This is a genomic window from Amycolatopsis bullii, from assembly GCF_014654205.1.
Classification (GTDB): domain Bacteria; phylum Actinomycetota; class Actinomycetes; order Mycobacteriales; family Pseudonocardiaceae; genus Amycolatopsis; species Amycolatopsis plumensis.
In genome coordinates, this window is sequence record NZ_BNAW01000011.1 from 157,983 (window position 1) to 176,477 (window position 18,495).

At 72.3% G+C, this 18,495-nt stretch carries 19 protein-coding genes; 13 read left to right on the forward strand and 6 right to left on the reverse strand.

Annotation, left to right across the window (positions count from 1 at the left end; genetic code table 11):
* Positions 1 to 8 precede the first annotated feature (8 nt).
* Positions 9 to 1,295 (reverse strand): ABC transporter substrate-binding protein, encoded by a 1,287-nt coding sequence (locus IE317_RS16120; protein ID WP_191310798.1) that lies wholly within the window; start codon positions 1,293 to 1,295, stop codon positions 9 to 11.
* A 273-nt stretch (positions 1,296 to 1,568) separates the two neighbouring features.
* On the opposite strand from IE317_RS16120, the gene IE317_RS16125 reads away from it, so the two are divergent.
* From IE317_RS16125 to IE317_RS16140, 4 genes are all read left to right on the forward strand, one after another.
* Complete coding sequence (locus IE317_RS16125) at positions 1,569 to 4,304, forward strand: exo-rhamnogalacturonan lyase family protein (protein WP_191310800.1); 2,736 nt, start codon at positions 1,569 to 1,571, stop codon at positions 4,302 to 4,304.
* Entirely contained in the window at positions 4,301 to 5,311 is a 1,011-nt protein-coding gene (locus tag IE317_RS16130; RefSeq protein WP_191310802.1) for a GDSL-type esterase/lipase family protein, read from the forward strand. Before IE317_RS16125 ends, IE317_RS16130 begins: the two co-directional genes overlap by 4 nt.
* Before the next feature lie 91 nt (positions 5,312 to 5,402).
* A complete protein-coding gene (locus IE317_RS16135; protein ID WP_191310805.1) occupies positions 5,403 to 6,371 on the forward strand; it encodes a hypothetical protein in 969 nt (322 codons plus the stop codon).
* 138 nt (positions 6,372 to 6,509) lie between these two features.
* A complete protein-coding gene (locus IE317_RS16140) occupies positions 6,510 to 6,884 on the forward strand; it encodes an STAS domain-containing protein (RefSeq protein ID WP_191310807.1) in 375 nt (124 codons plus the stop codon).
* Here the strand turns inward: IE317_RS16140 and IE317_RS16145 are convergent.
* Positions 6,874 to 7,872 (reverse strand): hypothetical protein, encoded by a 999-nt coding sequence (locus IE317_RS16145; protein WP_191310808.1) that lies wholly within the window; start codon positions 7,870 to 7,872, stop codon positions 6,874 to 6,876. The genes IE317_RS16140 and IE317_RS16145 overlap by 11 nt on opposite strands.
* A 56-nt stretch (positions 7,873 to 7,928) precedes the next feature.
* Here IE317_RS16145 and IE317_RS16150 point away from each other — a divergent pair, with 56 nt between their 5' ends.
* The 4 genes from IE317_RS16150 (at position 7,929) to IE317_RS16165 (ending at position 11,018) form a co-directional block, all read left to right on the forward strand.
* The gene (locus tag IE317_RS16150) at positions 7,929 to 8,597 is read left to right on the forward strand and encodes a TetR/AcrR family transcriptional regulator (RefSeq protein WP_191310810.1); all 669 of its coding nucleotides are present in this window, start codon (positions 7,929 to 7,931) and stop codon (positions 8,595 to 8,597) included.
* Between the two features lie 50 nt (positions 8,598 to 8,647).
* Positions 8,648 to 9,448: an alpha/beta fold hydrolase gene (locus IE317_RS16155; protein WP_373309053.1), complete on the forward strand. Its 801-nt coding sequence runs from the start codon at positions 8,648 to 8,650 to the stop codon at positions 9,446 to 9,448.
* A 62-nt stretch (positions 9,449 to 9,510) separates the two neighbouring features.
* On the forward strand, positions 9,511 to 10,677 hold the full coding sequence (locus IE317_RS16160; protein WP_229902729.1) for a SpoIIE family protein phosphatase: 1,167 nt from the start codon (positions 9,511 to 9,513) through the stop codon (positions 10,675 to 10,677).
* Entirely contained in the window at positions 10,674 to 11,018 is a 345-nt protein-coding gene (locus IE317_RS16165; protein ID WP_191310816.1) for an STAS domain-containing protein, read from the forward strand. The genes IE317_RS16160 and IE317_RS16165 overlap by 4 nt, the downstream gene beginning before the upstream one ends.
* Here IE317_RS16165 and IE317_RS16170 read toward each other — a convergent pair.
* On the reverse strand, positions 11,008 to 11,376 hold the full coding sequence (locus IE317_RS16170) for a hypothetical protein (RefSeq protein ID WP_191310850.1): 369 nt from the start codon (positions 11,374 to 11,376) through the stop codon (positions 11,008 to 11,010). The genes IE317_RS16165 and IE317_RS16170 overlap by 11 nt on opposite strands.
* A 59-nt stretch (positions 11,377 to 11,435) precedes the next feature.
* Positions 11,436 to 12,335 carry a LysR family transcriptional regulator gene (locus IE317_RS16175; RefSeq protein WP_191310818.1) on the reverse strand — a complete coding sequence of 300 codons (900 nt, stop codon included), beginning with the start codon at positions 12,333 to 12,335 and terminating at the stop codon, positions 11,436 to 11,438.
* Positions 12,336 to 12,407: 72 nt separating this feature from the next.
* Here IE317_RS16175 and dapA point away from each other — a divergent pair, with 72 nt between their 5' ends.
* Genes dapA through glmS form a run of 3 tightly spaced genes read left to right on the forward strand, consistent with a single transcriptional unit; the run spans position 12,408 to position 15,441 of the window.
* Positions 12,408 to 13,271, forward strand: coding sequence for a 4-hydroxy-tetrahydrodipicolinate synthase (gene dapA, locus IE317_RS16180; RefSeq protein WP_191310820.1), 864 nt, complete (start codon positions 12,408 to 12,410; stop codon positions 13,269 to 13,271).
* Positions 13,272 to 13,330: 59 nt separating this feature from the next.
* Complete coding sequence (locus IE317_RS16185; protein WP_086842019.1) at positions 13,331 to 13,603, forward strand: hypothetical protein; 273 nt, start codon at positions 13,331 to 13,333, stop codon at positions 13,601 to 13,603.
* Between the two features lie 14 nt (positions 13,604 to 13,617).
* Complete coding sequence (gene glmS / locus IE317_RS16190) at positions 13,618 to 15,441, forward strand: glutamine--fructose-6-phosphate transaminase (isomerizing) (protein WP_191310822.1); 1,824 nt, start codon at positions 13,618 to 13,620, stop codon at positions 15,439 to 15,441.
* A gap of 3 nt (positions 15,442 to 15,444) precedes the next feature.
* Here glmS and IE317_RS16195 read toward each other — a convergent pair whose 3' ends face one another.
* Together IE317_RS16195 and IE317_RS16200 are read right to left on the reverse strand one after the other, a co-directional pair.
* Positions 15,445 to 15,879, reverse strand: a complete 435-nt coding sequence (locus IE317_RS16195; protein WP_191310824.1) for a pyridoxamine 5'-phosphate oxidase family protein — start codon at positions 15,877 to 15,879, stop codon at positions 15,445 to 15,447.
* Positions 15,876 to 16,442 (reverse strand): TetR/AcrR family transcriptional regulator, encoded by a 567-nt coding sequence (locus tag IE317_RS16200; protein ID WP_191310826.1) that lies wholly within the window; start codon positions 16,440 to 16,442, stop codon positions 15,876 to 15,878. Before IE317_RS16200 ends, IE317_RS16195 begins: the two co-directional genes overlap by 4 nt.
* A gap of 84 nt (positions 16,443 to 16,526) precedes the next feature.
* Here IE317_RS16200 and IE317_RS16205 point away from each other — a divergent pair, with 84 nt between their 5' ends.
* Together IE317_RS16205 and IE317_RS16210 are read left to right on the forward strand one after the other, a co-directional pair.
* Entirely contained in the window at positions 16,527 to 17,549 is a 1,023-nt protein-coding gene (locus IE317_RS16205) for an aldo/keto reductase (RefSeq protein ID WP_191310828.1), read from the forward strand.
* Positions 17,546 to 18,403 (forward strand): LLM class flavin-dependent oxidoreductase, encoded by an 858-nt coding sequence (locus tag IE317_RS16210; protein ID WP_191310830.1) that lies wholly within the window; start codon positions 17,546 to 17,548, stop codon positions 18,401 to 18,403. Before IE317_RS16205 ends, IE317_RS16210 begins: the two co-directional genes overlap by 4 nt.
* The last annotated feature ends 92 nt before the right edge of the window (positions 18,404 to 18,495 follow it).

Sequence of the window (18,495 nt, forward strand, 5' to 3'; positions counted from 1 at the left end):
CTCCTCCGTCAGGATCCGAGTGACTGCTGCGCGGTCTGCACCACGCGGGCGGCCCCGTCGGCGACACTCGTGCGGCCGAAGATGACGTCGTCGTAGACGCGCTGGAAGTCGCGCTTGACCGCCGCGGACCCGGTGGGCCACAGGCCGGTGGCCGGGCCGATCCGGTCGGCGACGGATTTTTCGTAGTCGCACACCGCCTTCGTGGCGGCCTGGGCCGCGCCGCAGACCTGCTCGCGGATCGCGGTGTTCGGCGGCAGCCCGCGCGCCACGCCCAGCAGCTTGCCCGCCTGCTGGTTGTTGACCAGGTAGCTCAGCAGCTTCGCGGCCGCCTCCTTGTGCGCCGAGCGCTGGGCGACGGCGAAGGTGACCGGCGGCATCGCGGCCATGCCGGACGCCGGGCCGTCGGCGGGCAGCGGCGCCGCCTTGATGCCCGGGCCGTAGCTCGACAGGTAGGCGCTGAGGCTGGAGTCGTAGTTGATCTCCGACCCGGCGCGCTTGGTGACCAGCCCCGAGTTGGGCATCGAGCCGTCCATCTTGGTGGTCACCTCGGGCGCGGTGACGGCCTTGTCCGCGCGCAGGCCGCCGGTGAGCGTCCAGAACTGCGTCAGGTCGGCGGCGGTGAACCCGAGCTTGCCGTCGTCGGCGTAGAGCTGCTTGCCGTGCTGGTGCAGCCAGACCTCGAACCAGTCGATCGCCCAGCCGAAGTCGGTCGTCCCGGCCACCCCGGTCGCGGCCACCTTGCGCAGGCTCTCGCCGAACTGCGCCCAGGTCCACGTCTTGCCGGGCCCGGACGGCGGCTCGACGCCCGCCTTGGCGAAGATCTCGGGGTCGTAGGCGAGCATCTGCGTGGTCTGGCCGCCGGGCACGGCGTACTGCCTGCCCTCGACCTTCCCGCCGGCCAGCAGCGCGGGCGCGATCCCGGTGACGTCGATCGCCTTGCCCACGTACGGGCTCAGGTCCTCGAGCACGTGCCGGTGCTGGTACTCGCCGAGCGTCGCCCGGTCCAGCTGGATCAGGTCCGGCGACGCGCCGCCGGCGACCTGGGTGGAGAGCTTCTGGAAGTAGGCGTCGTAGGCGGCGTACTCGGTCTGGACCGTGATGCCCGGATTGTCCTTCATGAACGCTTCGACCGCCGACTTCGTGGCCTTGGCGCGGTCTTCGTTGCCCCACCAGACGAAGCGGATCGTCGTGGGCCCCGAAGCCTCGCCGCCGCCACCGCACCCCGTGACCAGCCCCGCCAGCGTGACCGCCACGACCGCCACCAGGCCGGCGCGCACCCCGAACCGTCCGTTCATCGAAATTCCCTTCTGGAGACCACCACCGGGCGAGCTCACCGGAATTCGGTCTTGAATCGGTTCAAGCACGGTAAGTCCGCGCGCGGGCCGCGTCAACCAGCAATGATCCCAACGAAAGCGTCGATACTTTCGAATCGGTCGAACGGACGCAAGCGTTCCTCCGAACATCGAGAAAGCGCTTACTGCGGGACTGGACTGTTCGGGTCGGCCGGGTTGACAAGGCCGGAACGCTCTGGCTTGAATCGGTTCATCGAGCTGATCCGGAGGCCGACGATGTCCCCGCAGTTCCCCCTTTCCCGCAGGGTCTTCCTCGGCGGCGTGTCGGCCTTGGCCGCCACCGCCGTCACCCCACCGGTGGCCGCCGCGGCGGCCGCCCCCACCGCGGCACCCGGCGGCGGCGAAGTGCCCTTGCACTGGCTGGACGGCCGTCCCGCCGCCCCGGTGGGCTGCGCCTTCGGCGTCCCGTGGCCGCGCGGAACGCTGGCCCGGAACGTCCCGCTGGCCCTGCACGCCGGCGACGGCACACCGGTCCCGGTGCAGTCGTGGCCGCTCGCGTACTGGCCGGACGGCTCGGTCAAGTGGACCGGGCACGCCGTGACGTCGTCCGCCACCGCGGACGCCTTCGCGCTGGCCCCGGGGACACCCGCCCCGCCACCGGTTCCGGTCACCGTGCGCCGGTCGCCCCGCGAAATCGTGATGGCCAACGGAACGGTCGAGCTGAAGCTCGCCACGACCGGGGCCGTCGCCGTGCCGTCGCTCTCCCGCGCCGGGCGGGTCGTCGCCCGCGACGGCGAGCTCGTGCTGCGGCTGCAGGACCAGCCGGACGACGCCGACGACACCCGGGCACCCCGCCGGGAGGACTGGACGGGCATCGTCGAACGCGCCGAGGTCGAGCAACCGGGCCCGGTGCGCGCGGTGGTCAAGCTGACCGGCCGGTACCGGCGCGACCGCGGCCGCGGGACCCGGGCGATCCTGCCCTGGACCATGCGGGTGTACCTCGGCGCGGGCGACGACTCCCTGCGCGTGGTGCACAGTTTCCGGTGGGACGCCGACGAAAACCACGACTTCGTCCGCGGGCTCGGCCTGCGGTTCTCGGTTCCGCTGACCGACGAGCCGCACAACCGGCACGTCCGCTTCGGCACCGCCGCGGGCGGCGTCTGGGGCGAATCCGTCCGGGTGCTCACCGGCCTGCGCCGCGATCCCGGCACGGCGGTCCGGAAGGCCCAGACCGACGGCACCGCCACCCCGCCGGTCGCGCAGTGGGGCCAGCAGGTGCGCGACGGCTACCAGAACCTGGCGCTGTGGAACGACTTCACGCTGTTCCAGGAGTCCGCCCGGCACTTCGCCGTGTGGAAGCGCACGAGTGCCGCGGGCAGCTGGCTGAAGCACGCCGGTCACGGCGACCGCGCGTCCGGCTTCGGCTACGTCGGCGGTCCCGCCGGCGGGCTGGGCTTCGGGCTGCGCGACTTCTGGCAGCGCGCCCCGCGCTCGCTGGACATCCGCGGCGCGGCCACGGACACCGCGTCGGTGACACTGTGGTCCTACTCGCCGCTGGCCCCGGCGATGGACCTGCGCACCTACGACACGGTCGCCCACGGACTCGATCTGTCCTACGAAGACGTCCAAGAAGGCTTCGCGACACCGCAGGGCATGGTGCGCTCGACGGAACTGCGGCTGTGGGCGCCGGCCGCCACCCCGCCGCGCGACACGATCGCCGCGCTCTCGGCCACGCTGACCACCCCGCCACAGCTCGTCACCGATCCGGCCACCTACCACGCGGCCGGGGTGTTCGGCCGCTGGAGCCTGCCCGACCGCAGCACGCCCGCCCGCGCGGCCCTCGAAGACGGGATCGCGCGCGAGATCGGGTTCTACGCCGACCAGGTCGACGAGCGCGAGTGGTACGGGTTCTGGCACTACGGCGACGTCATGCACACCTACGACGCCGACCGCCACGAATGGCGTTACGACGTCGGCGGGTACGCCTGGGACAACGCCGAACTCGGCACGGACGCCCTGCTCTGGTACGCCTTCCTGCGCTCGGGAGAGCCCCGGACGTTCCGGCTGGCGCACGCCATGACCCAGCACGTGTCCGAAGTGGACACCCACCACAGCGGCCGGTTCGCCGGGCTCGGGTCACGGCACGCCGTCGTGCACTGGGGTGACGGCGCCAAGGAGGCACGGGTCGGCGAGTCGTTCACCAAGCGGTTCTCCTACTACCTCACCGCCGACGAGCTGCTGGGCGACCTGATCCGGTCGTCACTGCAGGCCGACGAGACACTGCGCACGGTGGACCCGTTGCGCGAAGTCCTGCCGCCGCAGACCAAGGCGCCCGCCCGCGTCCGGATCGGACCGGACTGGTACGCCCTGGTCAGCAACTGGCTCACGGAGTGGGAACGCACCGGCGACGTCCGCTGGCGCGACCGGATCGTCACCGGGATGAAGGACATCGCCACCTTCCCCGCCGGGCTGTTCACCGGCGAGGCCGGCGGCGCGGTCGGCTTCGACCCGGCAACCGGGCATCTGGTGAACCTCGAGAAGGGCGACTTCGAGGGCGGCTACAACCTTTCGATGGCCTTCCTCGGCGAGCAGATCCTCTGGGAGACGCTCGACCTGGTCGACGTCCCGGAGTTCCGCCGGACCTACCTGGACTTCGCCCGGTACGCGCAGGCGCCGTCGGCCGAGAAGATCGCCCGCTACGGCCGCGACTTCAACCCCGGGCTGTTCAAGACCATCTACTCCCGCGTCACGGCTTGGGCGGGCGAGCAGCTCGGCGACGCGGACCTGCGCAAGCGCGGCTGGGAGCAGTTCACCAGCGACCCCGCGGGCAAGCCGTGGCCGCCGGCCGAACGCGTCGCCGGGTCCGCCGTGGCCAGTCCGGTGACCGAGATTCCCACGCGCACCACGACGAACCCCGCGGGCGACTTCGCCACCTTCGCCACCAACGACTTCGCCCAGCGGAACCTGGCCACGATCGCCCTGCTCGCCATCGCCCCGGAGGAAGCGCCGTGAAGGTCCTCGGACTCGCCCTGGCCGCCGCGCTCACGCTCGGGGCCGCTCCGGCGGACGCGGCTCCACGGTGGACGGTGTGCACCGGCACGTGCTCGTTCGCCGTGCCCGCGGGCGATTACGAGATCGAGGCGCTCCTGACCGGGCAGACCGGCCTCGACGTGGAAGCCCGCCGCATCGCGCTCGCCCCGGTCGACACCCGGCCGGGCCGGTACGTCCACCGGTCGGTGACGGTCGAGGTGCGCACGCCGGAGGGCATGCCGAGCGGGGAGGACGGGCCGGGCACGCCCGGCCTGCAGGTGCGGCTCACCGGGCCGGCCCCGCGGCCGGCCCGGATCGCCGTGACGCCGAAACCGAAGGCGCCCCGGGTTTTCGTGATCAGCGACTCCACCGCGTCCGACTGGACGTTCCCGCCGAAGAACGGCTGGGCCCAGGCCCTGCCGGAGTTCTTCCGCGCCGGGCCGAGCGTGCGGAACTACGCCCAATCCGGCGCGAGCACGGTCAGCTACCTCGCCGACCCCCGCTACTTCGCCCGCGTGCGGCCGATGGTCCGGCCCGGCGACACGGTGCTGATCCAGCTGGCGCACAACGACAAGCAGACCACCGAAGACGCCTACCGGGCCAATCTCGCCACCCTCGTCGACGGGGTCCGCGCGCAGGGCGGGGCGCCGGTCATGGTCACCCCGCCGGTGCGGCACCGGTTCGGCGCGGACGGCAAGCTCACCCCGCTCGGCCTGGTCGTCAACAACCTCGGCGTCGACCTGCCCGCGGTGATGCGCGACGTCGCCCGGCAGCGGAAGCTCCCGCTGCTCGACCTGACCGCCCGCAGCCAGGCGCTGCTCGAAGGCCTGGGCGAGGCCGCGTCCTGGCCGCTGTACCTGACCCTCGCGCACGACGGCGTCGACGACGCCACCCACCTCAGCCGGTACGGCGCCGAACAGTTCGCCGCGCTCGTGGCCCGGGCGATGCGCCAGGCCCGGTTGCCGGTCGCGCGGTTCCTGCGCCCCTGACGGGTGACCGCCGTTTCCGCCGGGCCCGTCGTGGGTATTTCCCCGGCGCCGGTAACCCCGACCATGCGTGCGCACTGCGCGAGGTGAGGTCATGGTGACGACGACAGGCGATGGCGAGCCCCTTCCGATCAGCATCGAAAGCACCGACGTCGCCGAGCTCGAAGCGGCCGTCGGAGTCCTGCGGGCCCTGGACTACCGGCAGGGCGGCGGGTTCTGCCGGGACGCCGTCCGGGTGGTCAAGACGGCGAGCCTCCTGCTGCACTGGGGCACCGTCTCGGATCCGTTGCGGGCCAGGCTGTACACGGTGCTGGCCGACGTGCACAACCTGCTGGGCTGGACGGAGTTCGACATCGGACGCGGGGAACCGGCCCGGCGCCGGTTCGGGCGCGCGCTGGAAATCGCGGGCGAGGCGGGCAACGAAAGCCTGGTGGCGAACATCCGCTACCGGCTCGGCCGCGTGCACCTGCACCGCCACGACGTCTCCGGTGCGCTGGCCGAGTTCGCCCGGGGCCGGGCGGCCGCGCGCCACTCGGATTCCCGCCGGGCCCTGGCGATCCTCGCGGCGAACGAGGCGTGGGCGTTCGCGATGGGCGGCGACGAGCAGGCGGCGCTGACCCGGCTGGGGGAGGCCGAGGCGGCGTTCGCGGAGGCGGGTTCGTGGCCGGAGCCGCGGCCGTGGGAGTCGTTCTTCCGCGAGACGGACATGGCGGCGATGCGCGGCACGGTGCTGACGGAGCTGGCCACCGCGGTGGCGGCCCGCCACAGCGGCGAAGCGATCGTCCAGCTGTCCGGAGCGGCGGACCGCTACGGCGCCGACATGGCCCGGAGCCGATCGCTGACGTTGATCATGCTGGCGCAGAACCACGCGCTCCGGGGCGATTTCGAGGAGGCGACCCGGATCGGCGAGGAAGCGGTCGGCCTGGCCGCGCAGCTGGGCTCGGTCCGGCCGAAGGACCGGCTGGCGCCGCTGGAGCGGTTGCTGCGCGAGCACCGGGGTGATGCCGCGGTGCGGGGGCTGGCCGACCGGATCGGCCGGTACCGGGCGGAGCCGCTGCTCTGACCTGCACTGGGTGGAGACCCACGAGGGTGACACCGTTCGGGTCGTTGCCCGGTGTTTAGTCGTCGCGGTTGCGGGGTACCACCGACCCGGAGCGGACCGGCCGCTCGACGAGAAGGGATCCCGCCATGCAAACCAGGGGTGATCGTGCCCGCTGACGGCAACCGGGTCCGGCCCCAGGACCTCCTGCGGGTGACGGCTCACCACTCCGGCGGTGCGGTCGTGCTGGCGGTGGCGGGCGAGGTCGACCTGCTCAGCTCCCCCGTCCTGAGCGAAGGCGTCACCGCCGCCCTCGCCGACGGGCCGGAACTGCTGGTGATCGATCTGTCCGAAGTGTCCTTCCTCGCGTCCATCGGCATCACGGTCCTGCTCGAGGCGCGCCGCGAGGCCGGCACCGGCACCCGGGTCCGGGTCGTCGCGCCCGAAACCGGCGTCGTCAACCGCACCCTCCAGCTGACCGGCCTGCACGAGACGCTGGCCGTCGCGTCCACCCGGGACGAAGCGCTCACCGGCTGAACCGGGCCGCGAGGGCGTGGAAAACCTCCTTCGGCTCCCACGCCAGCCCGGCGTACGCGCGTTGTCCCGTGAGGACCTTCACCACGCCGTAGCTCGCCAGGTCCAGGTCGCGCCGCGGCTGCGGATCGGACGGGTATTCGTAGCCGGCGAAGGTGAACCAGAAGGCGCCGTGCACGCCCTCGGCCTCGAAGACGTCCATCAGCTCGGTGAAGTACGCGGCCTGGCCGGCCTCGTCGCGGACGTAGTCGCCGTTCAGCACCCGCGGGTCGGACTCGAAGTCGACGATCGTCCACCCGGTCCCGCCCGCGTCGGCCGCGCCCCGGTGCGTGCAGCAGCCGAATTCCGTGATGACCAGCGGCTTCCCGTGACTTCGGTGCTTCCGCACGTGCCGGCTGAAGTCGTCGGCGTTGGCGGCCGAGCGGTACAGGTTGACGGCGGTGAAGTCGAAGTCCGCCCAGTCGATCTCCTCCCAGTCCCCGGCGGCGTAGGTGACCTTGCCCCCGAAGTGCCGCCGCGCGGCTTCGGTGAGCTCCCGCAGCACCGTGCCGAAGTCCCATTCGCGGGTGAACCCGGCCCACGCGGCGGGGTCCATCGCGTTGCGCAGCCGTTCCAACAGGAAGGCGCCCGGCACGAACCCGGCGCAGAACAGGGACATCTCGCAGCCGAGCACCAGCACGGTTTCCGGGTCCCGCGCCCGGATTTCCTCGGCCCGGCGGGCGCAGTCCGCGAAGTAGGGCGTCAGCTGCGGTGGCGTGAGGTCCATCGGGAACGGCGAAAACCACACGCGCAGCCCGGCGTCGATCGCGGCGTGCGCGGCCACGGCGAGGCGGTCCGGGTCGTCGCCGCTGATCCGCACCGCGGTGCAGTGCAGGTCCGCCGCGATGATCTCCAGTTCCCGCCGCACGACCGCGGGCTCGAACTCACGGCGTGACCGATCCCCCACCGCGCCTCCGAAGCCGGTGTCGTAGTTGATCCCCCTGAGCTGCATCCGACCCCTCCTGGAATGTACGTCGTACACTTAACTGTACGTCGTACACTCCGCGCATGCCACAGCTGATCTGGCACCACCCGGAACCCCCGGGCCGAAAGAACGCGCTCACCCGCGCCTCGGTCGTGCGCGCGGCCATCGAGGTCGCCGACACCGGCGGCGTCGCCGCGCTGACCATGCGCGCGGTGGCCGACGCGCTCGGCGTGTCGACGCCGATGTCGCTGTACCGGTACGTCCTCAACAAGGACGGCCTGGTCGACCTGATGCTCGACGAGGTGTCGGCCGAGGTCGCGGTGCCGGCCGCGCCGAGCGGCGACTGGCGCGCCGACCTGCGCGGGCTCGCGCTCAGCCTGTGGGCGATGATCGGCAGGCACCGCTGGTACGCCGAGCTCGTCGACGGCAGGCCACCGTTCGGCCCCCGCACCCTCCGGCGGGCCGCCTTCCAGCTGACGGTCCTGGACGGCGCCGGCCTCACGCCGGCCGTCGCGTACGCCTCGCTGCTGGACAACTACGTCACCGGTACCGCGATGAGCGTCAGCCGGGAACTCGTGATGCTCGAGCGGTTCGGCATCGGCTCGACCGAGGACCTGCAGGCGTACGCGGCCGAAATGGCCGACGACTCGCTCTCCGCCTGGATCACGGACATGCCGGACCTGACCGCGGACTCCCGGTTCGAACTCGGCCTGGACTGCCTGCTGGACGGCTTCGCGCAGCGGCGGCGGTGAAATCGCCGCCCAGCCCACGTCCGGCCCGGGTCGATGGCAGGATGTGCGCCGTGAGCATGCGCGCCAGGAACAACGTGACCGTCACCGGCCGGGAAGACGGGCCGACCCTCCTGCTCGCCCACGGTTTCGGCTGTGACCAGAACCTGTGGCGTCTCGTCGTCCCGGAACTCGCGCGGCGGTACCGGGTGGTGCTGTTCGACCACACCGGCGCCGGGCGCTCGGACCTGTCCGCCTGGACCCCCGAGCGCTACGGCAGCCTCGACGGTTACGCCGACGACGTGCTGGCCCTCTGCCGCGAGCTGGACCTGCGGGACGTCGTGCTGGTGGGCCACTCGGTCAGCGCGATGATCGCGGTGCTGGCCGCCAACCGGGAACCGGACCGGTTCGCGAAGCTGGTGCTGCTCACGCCGTCCCCCTGCTACCTCGACGACGACGGCTACCGCGGCGGGTTCAGCCGGGCCGACATCGACGAGCTGCTCGACTCCCTCGAGTCGAACTACCTGGGCTGGTCGGCGACGATGGCGCCGGTGATCATGGGCAACCCGGACCGCCCGGAGCTGGGCGAGGAGCTGACGAACAGCTTCTGCCAAACCGATCCCGCGATCGCGCGCGTCTGGGCCCGGGTGACGTTCCTCTCCGACAACCGGGCCGACCTGGCGAAGGTCTCCGTGCCGACGCTGGTGCTCGAGTGCGCGAACGACGCCATCGCGCCGCCCGAGGTCGGGCGGTTCACCCACGAGCAGATCGACGGCAGCACCCTGGTGACGCTGGCCGCCACCGGGCACTGCCCGCAGCTCAGCGCCCCGGAGGCGACGGCCGCGGCGATCACGGCGTTCGTGAGCGGACCGTGATGTGCGAGGACCACCCTGGCCCGGGTGGTCAGGAGCGTGCCGCCCCGGAATTCTCGGCCCTTTTGGAGGACAGCGCGGAAGACCTCTACGAGCACGCCCCCTGCGGGTACCTCTCGACCCTGCTGGACGGCACGATCGCGAAGATCAACACGACGCTGCTCCGCTGGCTCGGCTACGAGCGCGACGACGTCGTCGGACGGCGCCGGTTCGCCGAGCTGCTCACCGTCGGCGGCCGGATCTACCACGAGACGCACTTCGCGCCGCTGCTGCGCATGCAGGGCGAGCTCGGCGGCGTGGCCTTCGAGCTGAAGACCGCCGACGGCACCCGGTTGCCGGTGCTGGTGACCTCGACGGTCAAGACCGGCTCCGACGGGCAGCCGCAGCTGATCCGCACCACGATCTTCGACGCGCGCGACCGGCGAGCCTACGAGAAGGAACTGCTGCGGGCGCGCGAAGAAGCCGAGCGCGAACGCGACCGGGTGCAGCGGCTCGCGCGGACGCTGCAGCAGACCCTGCTGCCGCCCGCACTGGCCGAGGTGCCCGGCGTGGAGGTCGCGGCCTACTACCACCCCGCGTCGGCCGACGAGGTCGGCGGCGACTTCTACGACCTGTTCCCGCTGACCGGCGAAACGTGGGGGTTCTTCCTCGGCGACGTCTCCGGCAAGGGCGCCGCCGCGGCCGTGGTGACGTCGCTCGCGCGCTACACGCTGCGCGCCGCCGCGGTGATCGACCCCGACCCGGCCACCGTGCTGGACCGCCTCAACACGGTGCTGCACCACGAGTACCGGGGCGCGGATCCGCGCTACTGCACCGTTATCCATGGCTGCCTCCGGCCCGGGGACGGCGGCGCGGAGGTCACCCTCGCCACCGGCGGGCACCCACCGGCGCTGCTGATCCGGGCCGACGGCACGTCCGCGTTCCTGCCCGGCCCGGGTGGTCAGCTGGTGGGTGCGCTGCCCCGCGCGCGCTTCGCGGCCGTGGACGTCGTGCTGGAGCCGGGCGACACGCTGCTGCTGTACACCGACGGGCTGACCGAAGCCCGCACGCAGGGCCGCGTCCGCTACAGCGAAGAGCAGCTCCGGGAGCACCTGACCGGCCTCGCGCCGACGACGGCCCCGGCGGTGATCACGGCGGTGACCGGCCTGCTGGCGAGCTTCGGCGACGGCGTCGAGGACGACACGGCCCTGCTGGCGTTGAGCATTCCCCGTCCTGGAGGCGAACGACCGTGACCGGCACCCCGTTCTCCGTCACGACGGTCACCACGGGGACCGGCGCGGTGGTGACCGTCGCAGGCGAACTCGACGTGGCCACCGCACCCCGGTTCCGCGCCGGGGTGGCCGCGCTCGCCCTGGCGCGGGGGCAGGTGCTGGTGGTGGACCTCGGCGGGGTGACGTTCTGCGACTCGAGCGGGATTTCCGCGCTGATCGCGGCCCGCAACGTCGCCGAAGCGGCCGGGGCGGACATCGCGCTGGCGGCCGTCCCCGCCCGGTTGAGCCGGACGTTCGGGCTGATCGGTCTCGCGGACTTCTTCCCGATCTACCCGAGCGCCGAAGACGCGCTCAGAGACTGACGATCCCGAAGGCCAGCAGCGCGGCGACCTTCAGCACCTCGAGCCCGACGTAGCCGAGGTGCGCGCGGCTGCGCGGCCCGGTTTCCCCGGCCAGCACGCGGTCCGAGCGGCGCGTCAGTGCCGGGCGGACGGCCAGCAGCTGGACGAGCAGCACGACGACCGCGGCGGCGCCGAGGACCACCGCCGTCGTGGTCCGCGGCCCGAACACGAGGCAACCGGCGAGCGTCAGCGCGAAGAGCACCTCCACCCGGTTGAGCGCGGCGAACACGACCCGGCCGATGGCCAGCCCGAGCGGCAGCGTGACACCGGGGACGCGGAACTTCAGCGGCGCCTCCAGGAACGAGATCGCCAGCACCATCCCCAGCCAGGTGAAGGTGATCGCGGCGGCGACCGGCACGGTGTCTCCTCGGGAAGCGGCTACCCGTCGACCTTAGCGCCGGCCGGCTCCAGCTCGGACAGCAGCGCGCGGATCGCCGGGCTCGCCTCGGCACTGCGCCGCCACACCGCGTGCACCTCCCGCTTGGGCGGCCGCCGAAGCGGGCGCGCGAGCAGGGTCTCCCCCAACGGGGGCCGGGCCAGGCGCGGGATCAGCGCCACGACCTGGCCCGAGGCCACCAGCGACAGCTGCGTCGCGAAGTCGTCGACCCGATGGCGCACGTCGGGCTCGTCGGCGAACAACCGGCGGAACCACTGGTGGCACACCGTTCCGGGCGGGCTCGTCACCCACGCGTGCTCCGCCAGCGCCGTCTCGTCCAGCGGGGCCTCGAGCCCGGCCAGCGGGTGCGTGCGGCTCATCACCACGTCGCCGACGTCCGTGTGCACCCACCGCCGCGCCAGCGACGGTGGCAGCGGCGCGGGCAGCAACCCGTCGGCGTCGTGGACGAGGGCGAAGTCGGCCGTTCCCGCGCCGACGCTGCGCAGGGCCTCGCCGGGGTCCTGCTCCGTGACTTCCACGCGCAACTGCGGGTACGCCGCCCGGGACAGGACCGGCGCGAGCAGGCCGCGGATCGCCGTCGAAAACGCCACCACCCGGAGCGTGCCGCGGGGTACGCCCTCCGACGCGGACTGGGCCGCTTCGGCGCAGCGCTCCAGCGCCTGGAACACCTCGGGCGCCGAGTCGGCGATGGCCTGCCCGGCCGGGGTCAGCACCACCCCGCGGCCCGCCGGCGCCAGCACCGGGACCCCGACCTGCCGTTCCAGCCGCTTGATCTGCTGCGACACCGCCGACGCGGTGAACCCCAGCTCATCGGCCGCGCGCGCCAGCGTCCCGAGCGCCGCCACCGACCGCAACGCCCGCAGCGCCCCCACCTCGATCATGAAGCCAGGCTACGCAATATCGGCAAGAAAGCATCGCTGGACCGCAGCAGTTACGCCGGGCACGGTCGGGGCATGACCGAATTCGGCACCAACCTCGTCGCGATGGTGACCCCCATGGAGCCCGGCGGCACGCTCAGCGCACCCGGCCTCACCCGGCTCGTCGAACACCTGCTGGCCACCGGCTGCGACGGCCTGGTCGTCGGCGGCACCACCGGCGAGTCCCCGACCCTCTCCGACGCCGAGTCCGCGGGCCTGGTCCGGTCCGTGGCGACCCGGGCCGGAAGCCGCGCGCGGGTGATCGCCGGCGTCGGCACCTACGACACGGCCACGAGCATCCGCCGCGCCCGCGAAGCCGAGGCGGCCGGCGCCGACGCGCTGCTGCTGGTCTGCCCGTACTACTCCCGGCCGACGCAGGCCGGCGTGATCGCCCACTGCGTGGCGGTGGCCGACGCCACCGAGCTGCCGGTGATGCTCTACGACGTCCCGGCGCGCACCGGCGTCGCGATGACGGCCGCGACTCTCATCGAGCTGGCCGGCCACCCGCGGATCCGGGCGGTCAAGGACGCCAAGGGCGACCTGTCCGAGGCGATGGCGGTGCTCTCCCGGACGTCACTGGCGTACTACTGCGGCATCGACGAGCTCAACCTGCCGTACCTGGCGTGCGGGGCGGCGGGCCTGGTCAGCGTCGTGGCCAACGTGGCGGCCGACCGCACGGCCGACCTGATCCGCACCACCCGCGACGGCGACCTCGCCAAGGCGCGCGCGATCAACGACGACCTGCGCCCGCTGACCGGCCGCCTCATGAGTTCCGGCACCGCGGCGGCGAACGCCAAGGCGGCGCTGGCCGAGCTGGGGATCATCCCGCACGCGAGCGTGCGGCTCCCGCTGGTCGAAGCAATCGCCGCCGGTACACCGAAAGGGACGCCTCGGTCGTGAATCCCTGCCTTCCTGCCCGATTTCGGGCAAGAATTTGGGGTTCACTCGCCGCTCAGGGCATGATGGCCCGCGTGGAGGACACCGACATCGTCGAGCGCGTGGCCGCGTCCACCGGGCTGCCGCCCGGGGTCGCCGCCCGCGTCGTCGACGATGTGCTGGCCTTCTACCGGACTCCCACCGAGGACTACGTGCGACGGCGGCACGCCGAGCTGCAGGCGCAGGGCCGGAAGAACCCCGAGATCTTCCCCCTGATCGCCGCCGAGCTCCGCGGGCGGCTGGTGGCCGCGCCCGTCCTCTCCGAGCGGCAGCTGCGCCGCATCGTCTACGGCTAGGAAGAGGTCTCCCCATGTGCGGGATCGTCGGCTACATCGGCGGCCAGAACGCCGCCCCCATCCTGCTCGAGGGCCTGACCCGGCTCGAGTACCGCGGGTACGACTCCGCCGGGATCGCCGTCCTCGGCGCGAAGGGCGCCGCGCAGGTCCACCGCGTGGTCGGCCGGGTCCGCAACCTCGCCGCCGCGCTGCCCAAGCGCCTGACCGGCAAGGCCGGCATCGGGCACACGCGCTGGGCCACGCACGGGCCCGCGTCGGAGGCCAACGCGCACCCGCACACGTCCGAAGACGGCCGGATCTGCGTCGTCCACAACGGCATCATCGACAACGCCGACGCGCTGCGCGCCCAGCTCGCCGACGCCGGCGTCACCCTCGCCTCCGAGACCGACACCGAGGTCCTCGCCCACCTGATCGCGCGCTCGGGCGCCGAAACCCTCGAAGACGCCGTCGTGGAGGCGGTCTCCCGGGTCACCGGCACCTACGCGATCGCCGTCACCGACAGCGCGCACCCGGACCGCCTGGTCATCGCGCGCAACGGCTCGCCGCTGATCATCGGCGTGGGCGAACGGGAGATGTTCGTCGCCAGCGACCTCGCCGCGCTCGTCCGGCACACCTCGCAGGTCGCCCACCTCGACGACGGCGAGTTCGCGACGGTCTTCGCCACCGGCTACCGCACCTTCACCGTCGACGAGAGCGACACGACCAAGCCGGCCACCGAGATCGACATCGACGCCGAGGACCTCGACCTGGGCGGCTACCCGCACTACATGGCCAAGGAGATCCAGGAACAGCCCGAATCCGTCGAGCGGATCATCCGCGGCCGGCTGGACGACCGGTTCGGCGTCGCCCGCCTGGACGGGCTCAACCTGACACCGCGGGAGCTGCGCGGGTTCGCCCGCGTGAAGATCCTCGGCTGCGGCTCCGCCTACTACGTCGGCCAGATCGGCGCGACGATGATCGAAGAGCTCGCGAGGATCCCCTCCGACGCCGAAGCCGCGTCGGAGTTCCGCTACCGCAACCCGATCATCGAGGCCGACACGCTCTACATCGCGGTCAGCCAGTCCGGCGAGACGATCGACACCGCCTTCGCCGTCGAGGAGATCAAGCGCAAGGGCGGCCGGGTCGTCGGACTGGTCAACGTCGTCGGCTCGACGATCGCCCGCGCCTGCGAAGGCGGCGTCTACCTGCACGCCGGCCCGGAGATCGCGGTCGCCTCGACCAAGGCGCTGACCAACATGGCCGTCGGGTTCGCGCTGATCGCGCTGGCGCTGGGCCGGGTGCGCGATCTGTCCAATGCGGACGGTCAGCGGATCATCGACGCCGTCCGCGCGCTACCGGGCCAGATCAAGGCCATCCTGGACTTCGAGCCGGAGATCGCCGAGCACGCGAAGACGGTCGCCGCCGCGAAGAGCCTGTTCTTCGTCGGCCGCGTCCGCGGCTACCCGGTGGCCCGCGAAGGCGCGCAGAAGTTCAAGGAGATCTCCTACCGGCACGCCGAGGCGTACCAGACCTCCGAGCTCAAGCACGGTCCGCTGGCCCTGATCGACGAGTCGCTGCCGACGGTCGCCGTCGTACCGTCGGACGAGCTGACCGAGCGCAACCTGGCCGCGGTGCAGCAGATCAAGGCCCGCGGCGGCGCGGTGCTGGCGGTGACCCACGCGGACGTCGACTTCGGCGAACTCGAAGTCCCGCGGATCATCGTGCCCAAGACCGAGCCGGAGCTCGACCCGATCCTGCTGACCATCCCGCTGCAGCTGCTCGCCTACCACGCGGCGCTGACCCTGGGCTACGACATCGACAAGCCGCGCAACCTGGCGAAATCCGTCACGGTCGAGTAGGGCTTACTCGCGCTCGACCTTGCGCAATCCACCTTCGGGCGTCCACCACTCGACGACCAGCAGCGTCGCCGCCTCGTTCAGGTGGGTGTGCACGACCTCGGCGACGTCGGCCTCGAACCGCCCGCCGTCCGCGGTGCGCACCCGACCGGCGATCTTCGCCTCGCCCGGCCACTGCGCCTCGGCGCCCTCCACCGGGTCGACCGTCGCGCTGTGCAGCGCGAACCGCGGGTCCCGCCGCAGGTCCGCGCCCTTGCGCGCGTTCGGCATCGACCCGAAGACCAGCTCACCGTCCTCGAAGACCGTCTCGATCCCCGAGATCCGCGGCGAGCCGTCCGCCCGCAGGGTCGCGATCGTCTTGTGCTTGTGCGCGTCGAACAACGCCCGCACCCGTCGCGCGAACTCCGGTTCCGCCGCTTCGAACTCCCGCCACGCCGTCATGTCCCCATGGTCTCGCACCGCAGCCCGGCGACGAGGAGCTTCACCATCCCCCGCGCGTCGTAGCGGGGGTCGTCGGCGCCGATGCAGAGGTTGCCGACCCCGCGCATGAGGTCCAGGGGCGCCACCTCGGCCCGGACCTCGCCGGCGGCGATCGCCGCCGTGAGCAGCTCGCCGCACGCCGGCACCAGGTGGTCCAGGAAGTACGCGTGCAGGGCCTCGAAGCCGGCGTTGTCCGACTGGAGGACACCGGCGAGCCCGTGCTTGGTCACCAGGAAGTCGACGAACAGATCGATCCACCGCGCCAGCGCGGCGTACGGCGATTCGCTCGAGGCCAGCAGCGCCGGCCCGGCTTCGGCGCAGGCGTCCACCTGGTGCCGGAAGACGGCGATGATCAGGTCCGCCCGGGTCGGGAAGTGCCGGTAGATGGTGCCCATCCCGACGCCGGCCTTGGCCGCGATGTCCCGCACCGGCGCGTCCACGCCCGAGGCGACGAAGACGGCCGCCGCCGCGTCGAGCAGCGCCTTTTCGTTGCGCCGGGCATCCGCGCGCTTGGGCTTGTCCACCGGTCCTCCTTGCTAAGCGGAGCAATGTTCCGTATCGTTAGCGGAGCAACGTTCCGTTTGCCCATCATGCCACGGAGGCACCCCATGCAGTACCGCACCCTGGGCCGCACCGGCGTCCAGGTCAGCACCCTCGCGCTCGGCGCGATGAACTTCGGCGCCATCGGCCGCACCACCCAGGACGAGGCCACCGCCATCGTCGACGCCGCGCTCGAAGCGGGCATCAACCTGGTCGACACCGCCGACATGTACGGACAGGGCGAGTCGGAGGTGATGGTCGGCAAGGCGATCGCCGGCCGCCGCGACGACCTCGTGCTGGCCACGAAGGCGACCATGCCGATGGGCGACGAGCGCAACCACCGCGGCAACTCGCGCCGCTGGCTGGTCCGCGCGCTCGAGGACAGCCTGCGCCGCCTCGGCGTCGACCACGTCGACCTCTACCAGATCCACCGCTGGGACCCCGCGACGAGCGACGAGGAAGCGCTTTCCGCGCTGACCGACCTGCAGCGGGCGGGCAAGATCCGCTACTTCGGGTCGTCCACGTTCCCCGCGTACCGCATCGTCCAGGCGCAGTGGGCCGCCCGCGAGCACCACCTCGGCCGGTACGTCACCGAGCAGCCCAGTTATTCCATCCTGCAGCGCGGCATCGAAGCCCACGTGCTGCCGGTGACCGAGGAGTACGGGATGGGCGTCCTGGCCTGGAGCCCGCTGGCCTCGGGCTGGCTGTCGGGCGCGGTCCGCGCGGGCCAGGAGATCAGCACCAGCCGCGCGAAGGTCGTGCCGGAGCGCTTCGACCTCGACGTCCCCGCCAACCGGGCCCGGCTCGACGCGGTCGAGAAGCTGGCCAAACTCGCCGACGCGGCCGGCCTCACCTTGATCCAGCTCGCGCTCGGCTTCGTCACCGCGCACCCCGGCGTGACGAGCGCGCTCATCGGCCCGCGAACCGTCGATCACCTGCGTTCACAGCTCGAAGCGGCCGACACCGTGCTGCCCGCCGACGTGCTCGACGAGATCGACGCCGTCGTCGCCCCCGGCGTCGACCTGGCCCCCGGCGAGAAGTTCGACACCCCGCCGTCGCTGCTCGACCCGTCGCTGCGGCGGCGCCGATGAGCTTCGGCATCATGACCGCACCTCAGCAGGTCGGTTACGACGAGATCCTGCGCGTGTGGCGGGAAGCGGACACGGTGCCGGAGATCCAACACGCGTGGCTGTTCGACCACCTGATGCCGATCGCCGGGGACCCCGCCGGCCCGATCTTCGAGGGCTGGACGCTGCTTTCGGCGCTGGCGGCTTCGACAGCGCGGCTGCGCATCGGGCTCCTGGTCACCAGCAACCGCTTCCGGCCGCCCGCGATGCTGGCGAAGATCGCCACGACGGTCGACGTCGTCTCGGGCGGACGCCTCGACTTCGGCATCGGCGCGGGTTCCCGCCCGAGCCACCCCCTCGCGCGGCGCGAGTACGACGCGCACGGCCTGCCCTACCACACCCAGGACGACGCGGTCGCGGCGCTGGCCGAGGCGTGCACGGTGATCCGTCGCTTGTGGACATCCGCGGAACCGTTCGACTTCACGGGCGCGCACGTTTCCTTGACCGGAGCGTTCGGGAACCCCCGACCGGTGCAGCGCCCCCACCCCCCGATCGTGATCGGCGGCCGGGCAAGCGCAACCCTGCGCGTGGCGGCCGAGCACGCGAACGTGTGGAACATCCCGGGCGGCGGCGACATCGAGGACCTGGCGAGCCGCAGCCGCCTGCTGGACACCTTCTGCAAGGAAATCGGCCGCGACCCGGCGGAGATCACCCGATCGATCTTCCTCCCGGTCGACTACGAGCGACCGGAGGCGACGCGGGCGAAGATCGCCGAGGCAGCGGAGGCGGGATTCGGCCATTTCGTTCTGGGGCTGGCAAATCCGTATCCCGAGGGCGTGGCGGAGTGGGTGGCGGAGAAACTGATCCGGCAGCGGTGAACCCAACCCAAATAGAGGAGCAGGGTGGTCATCCCGTCGCCTGAGGCCGTCACATCACTTTGAGCCGGGCCCGCAACCACAAGACCGGCGCG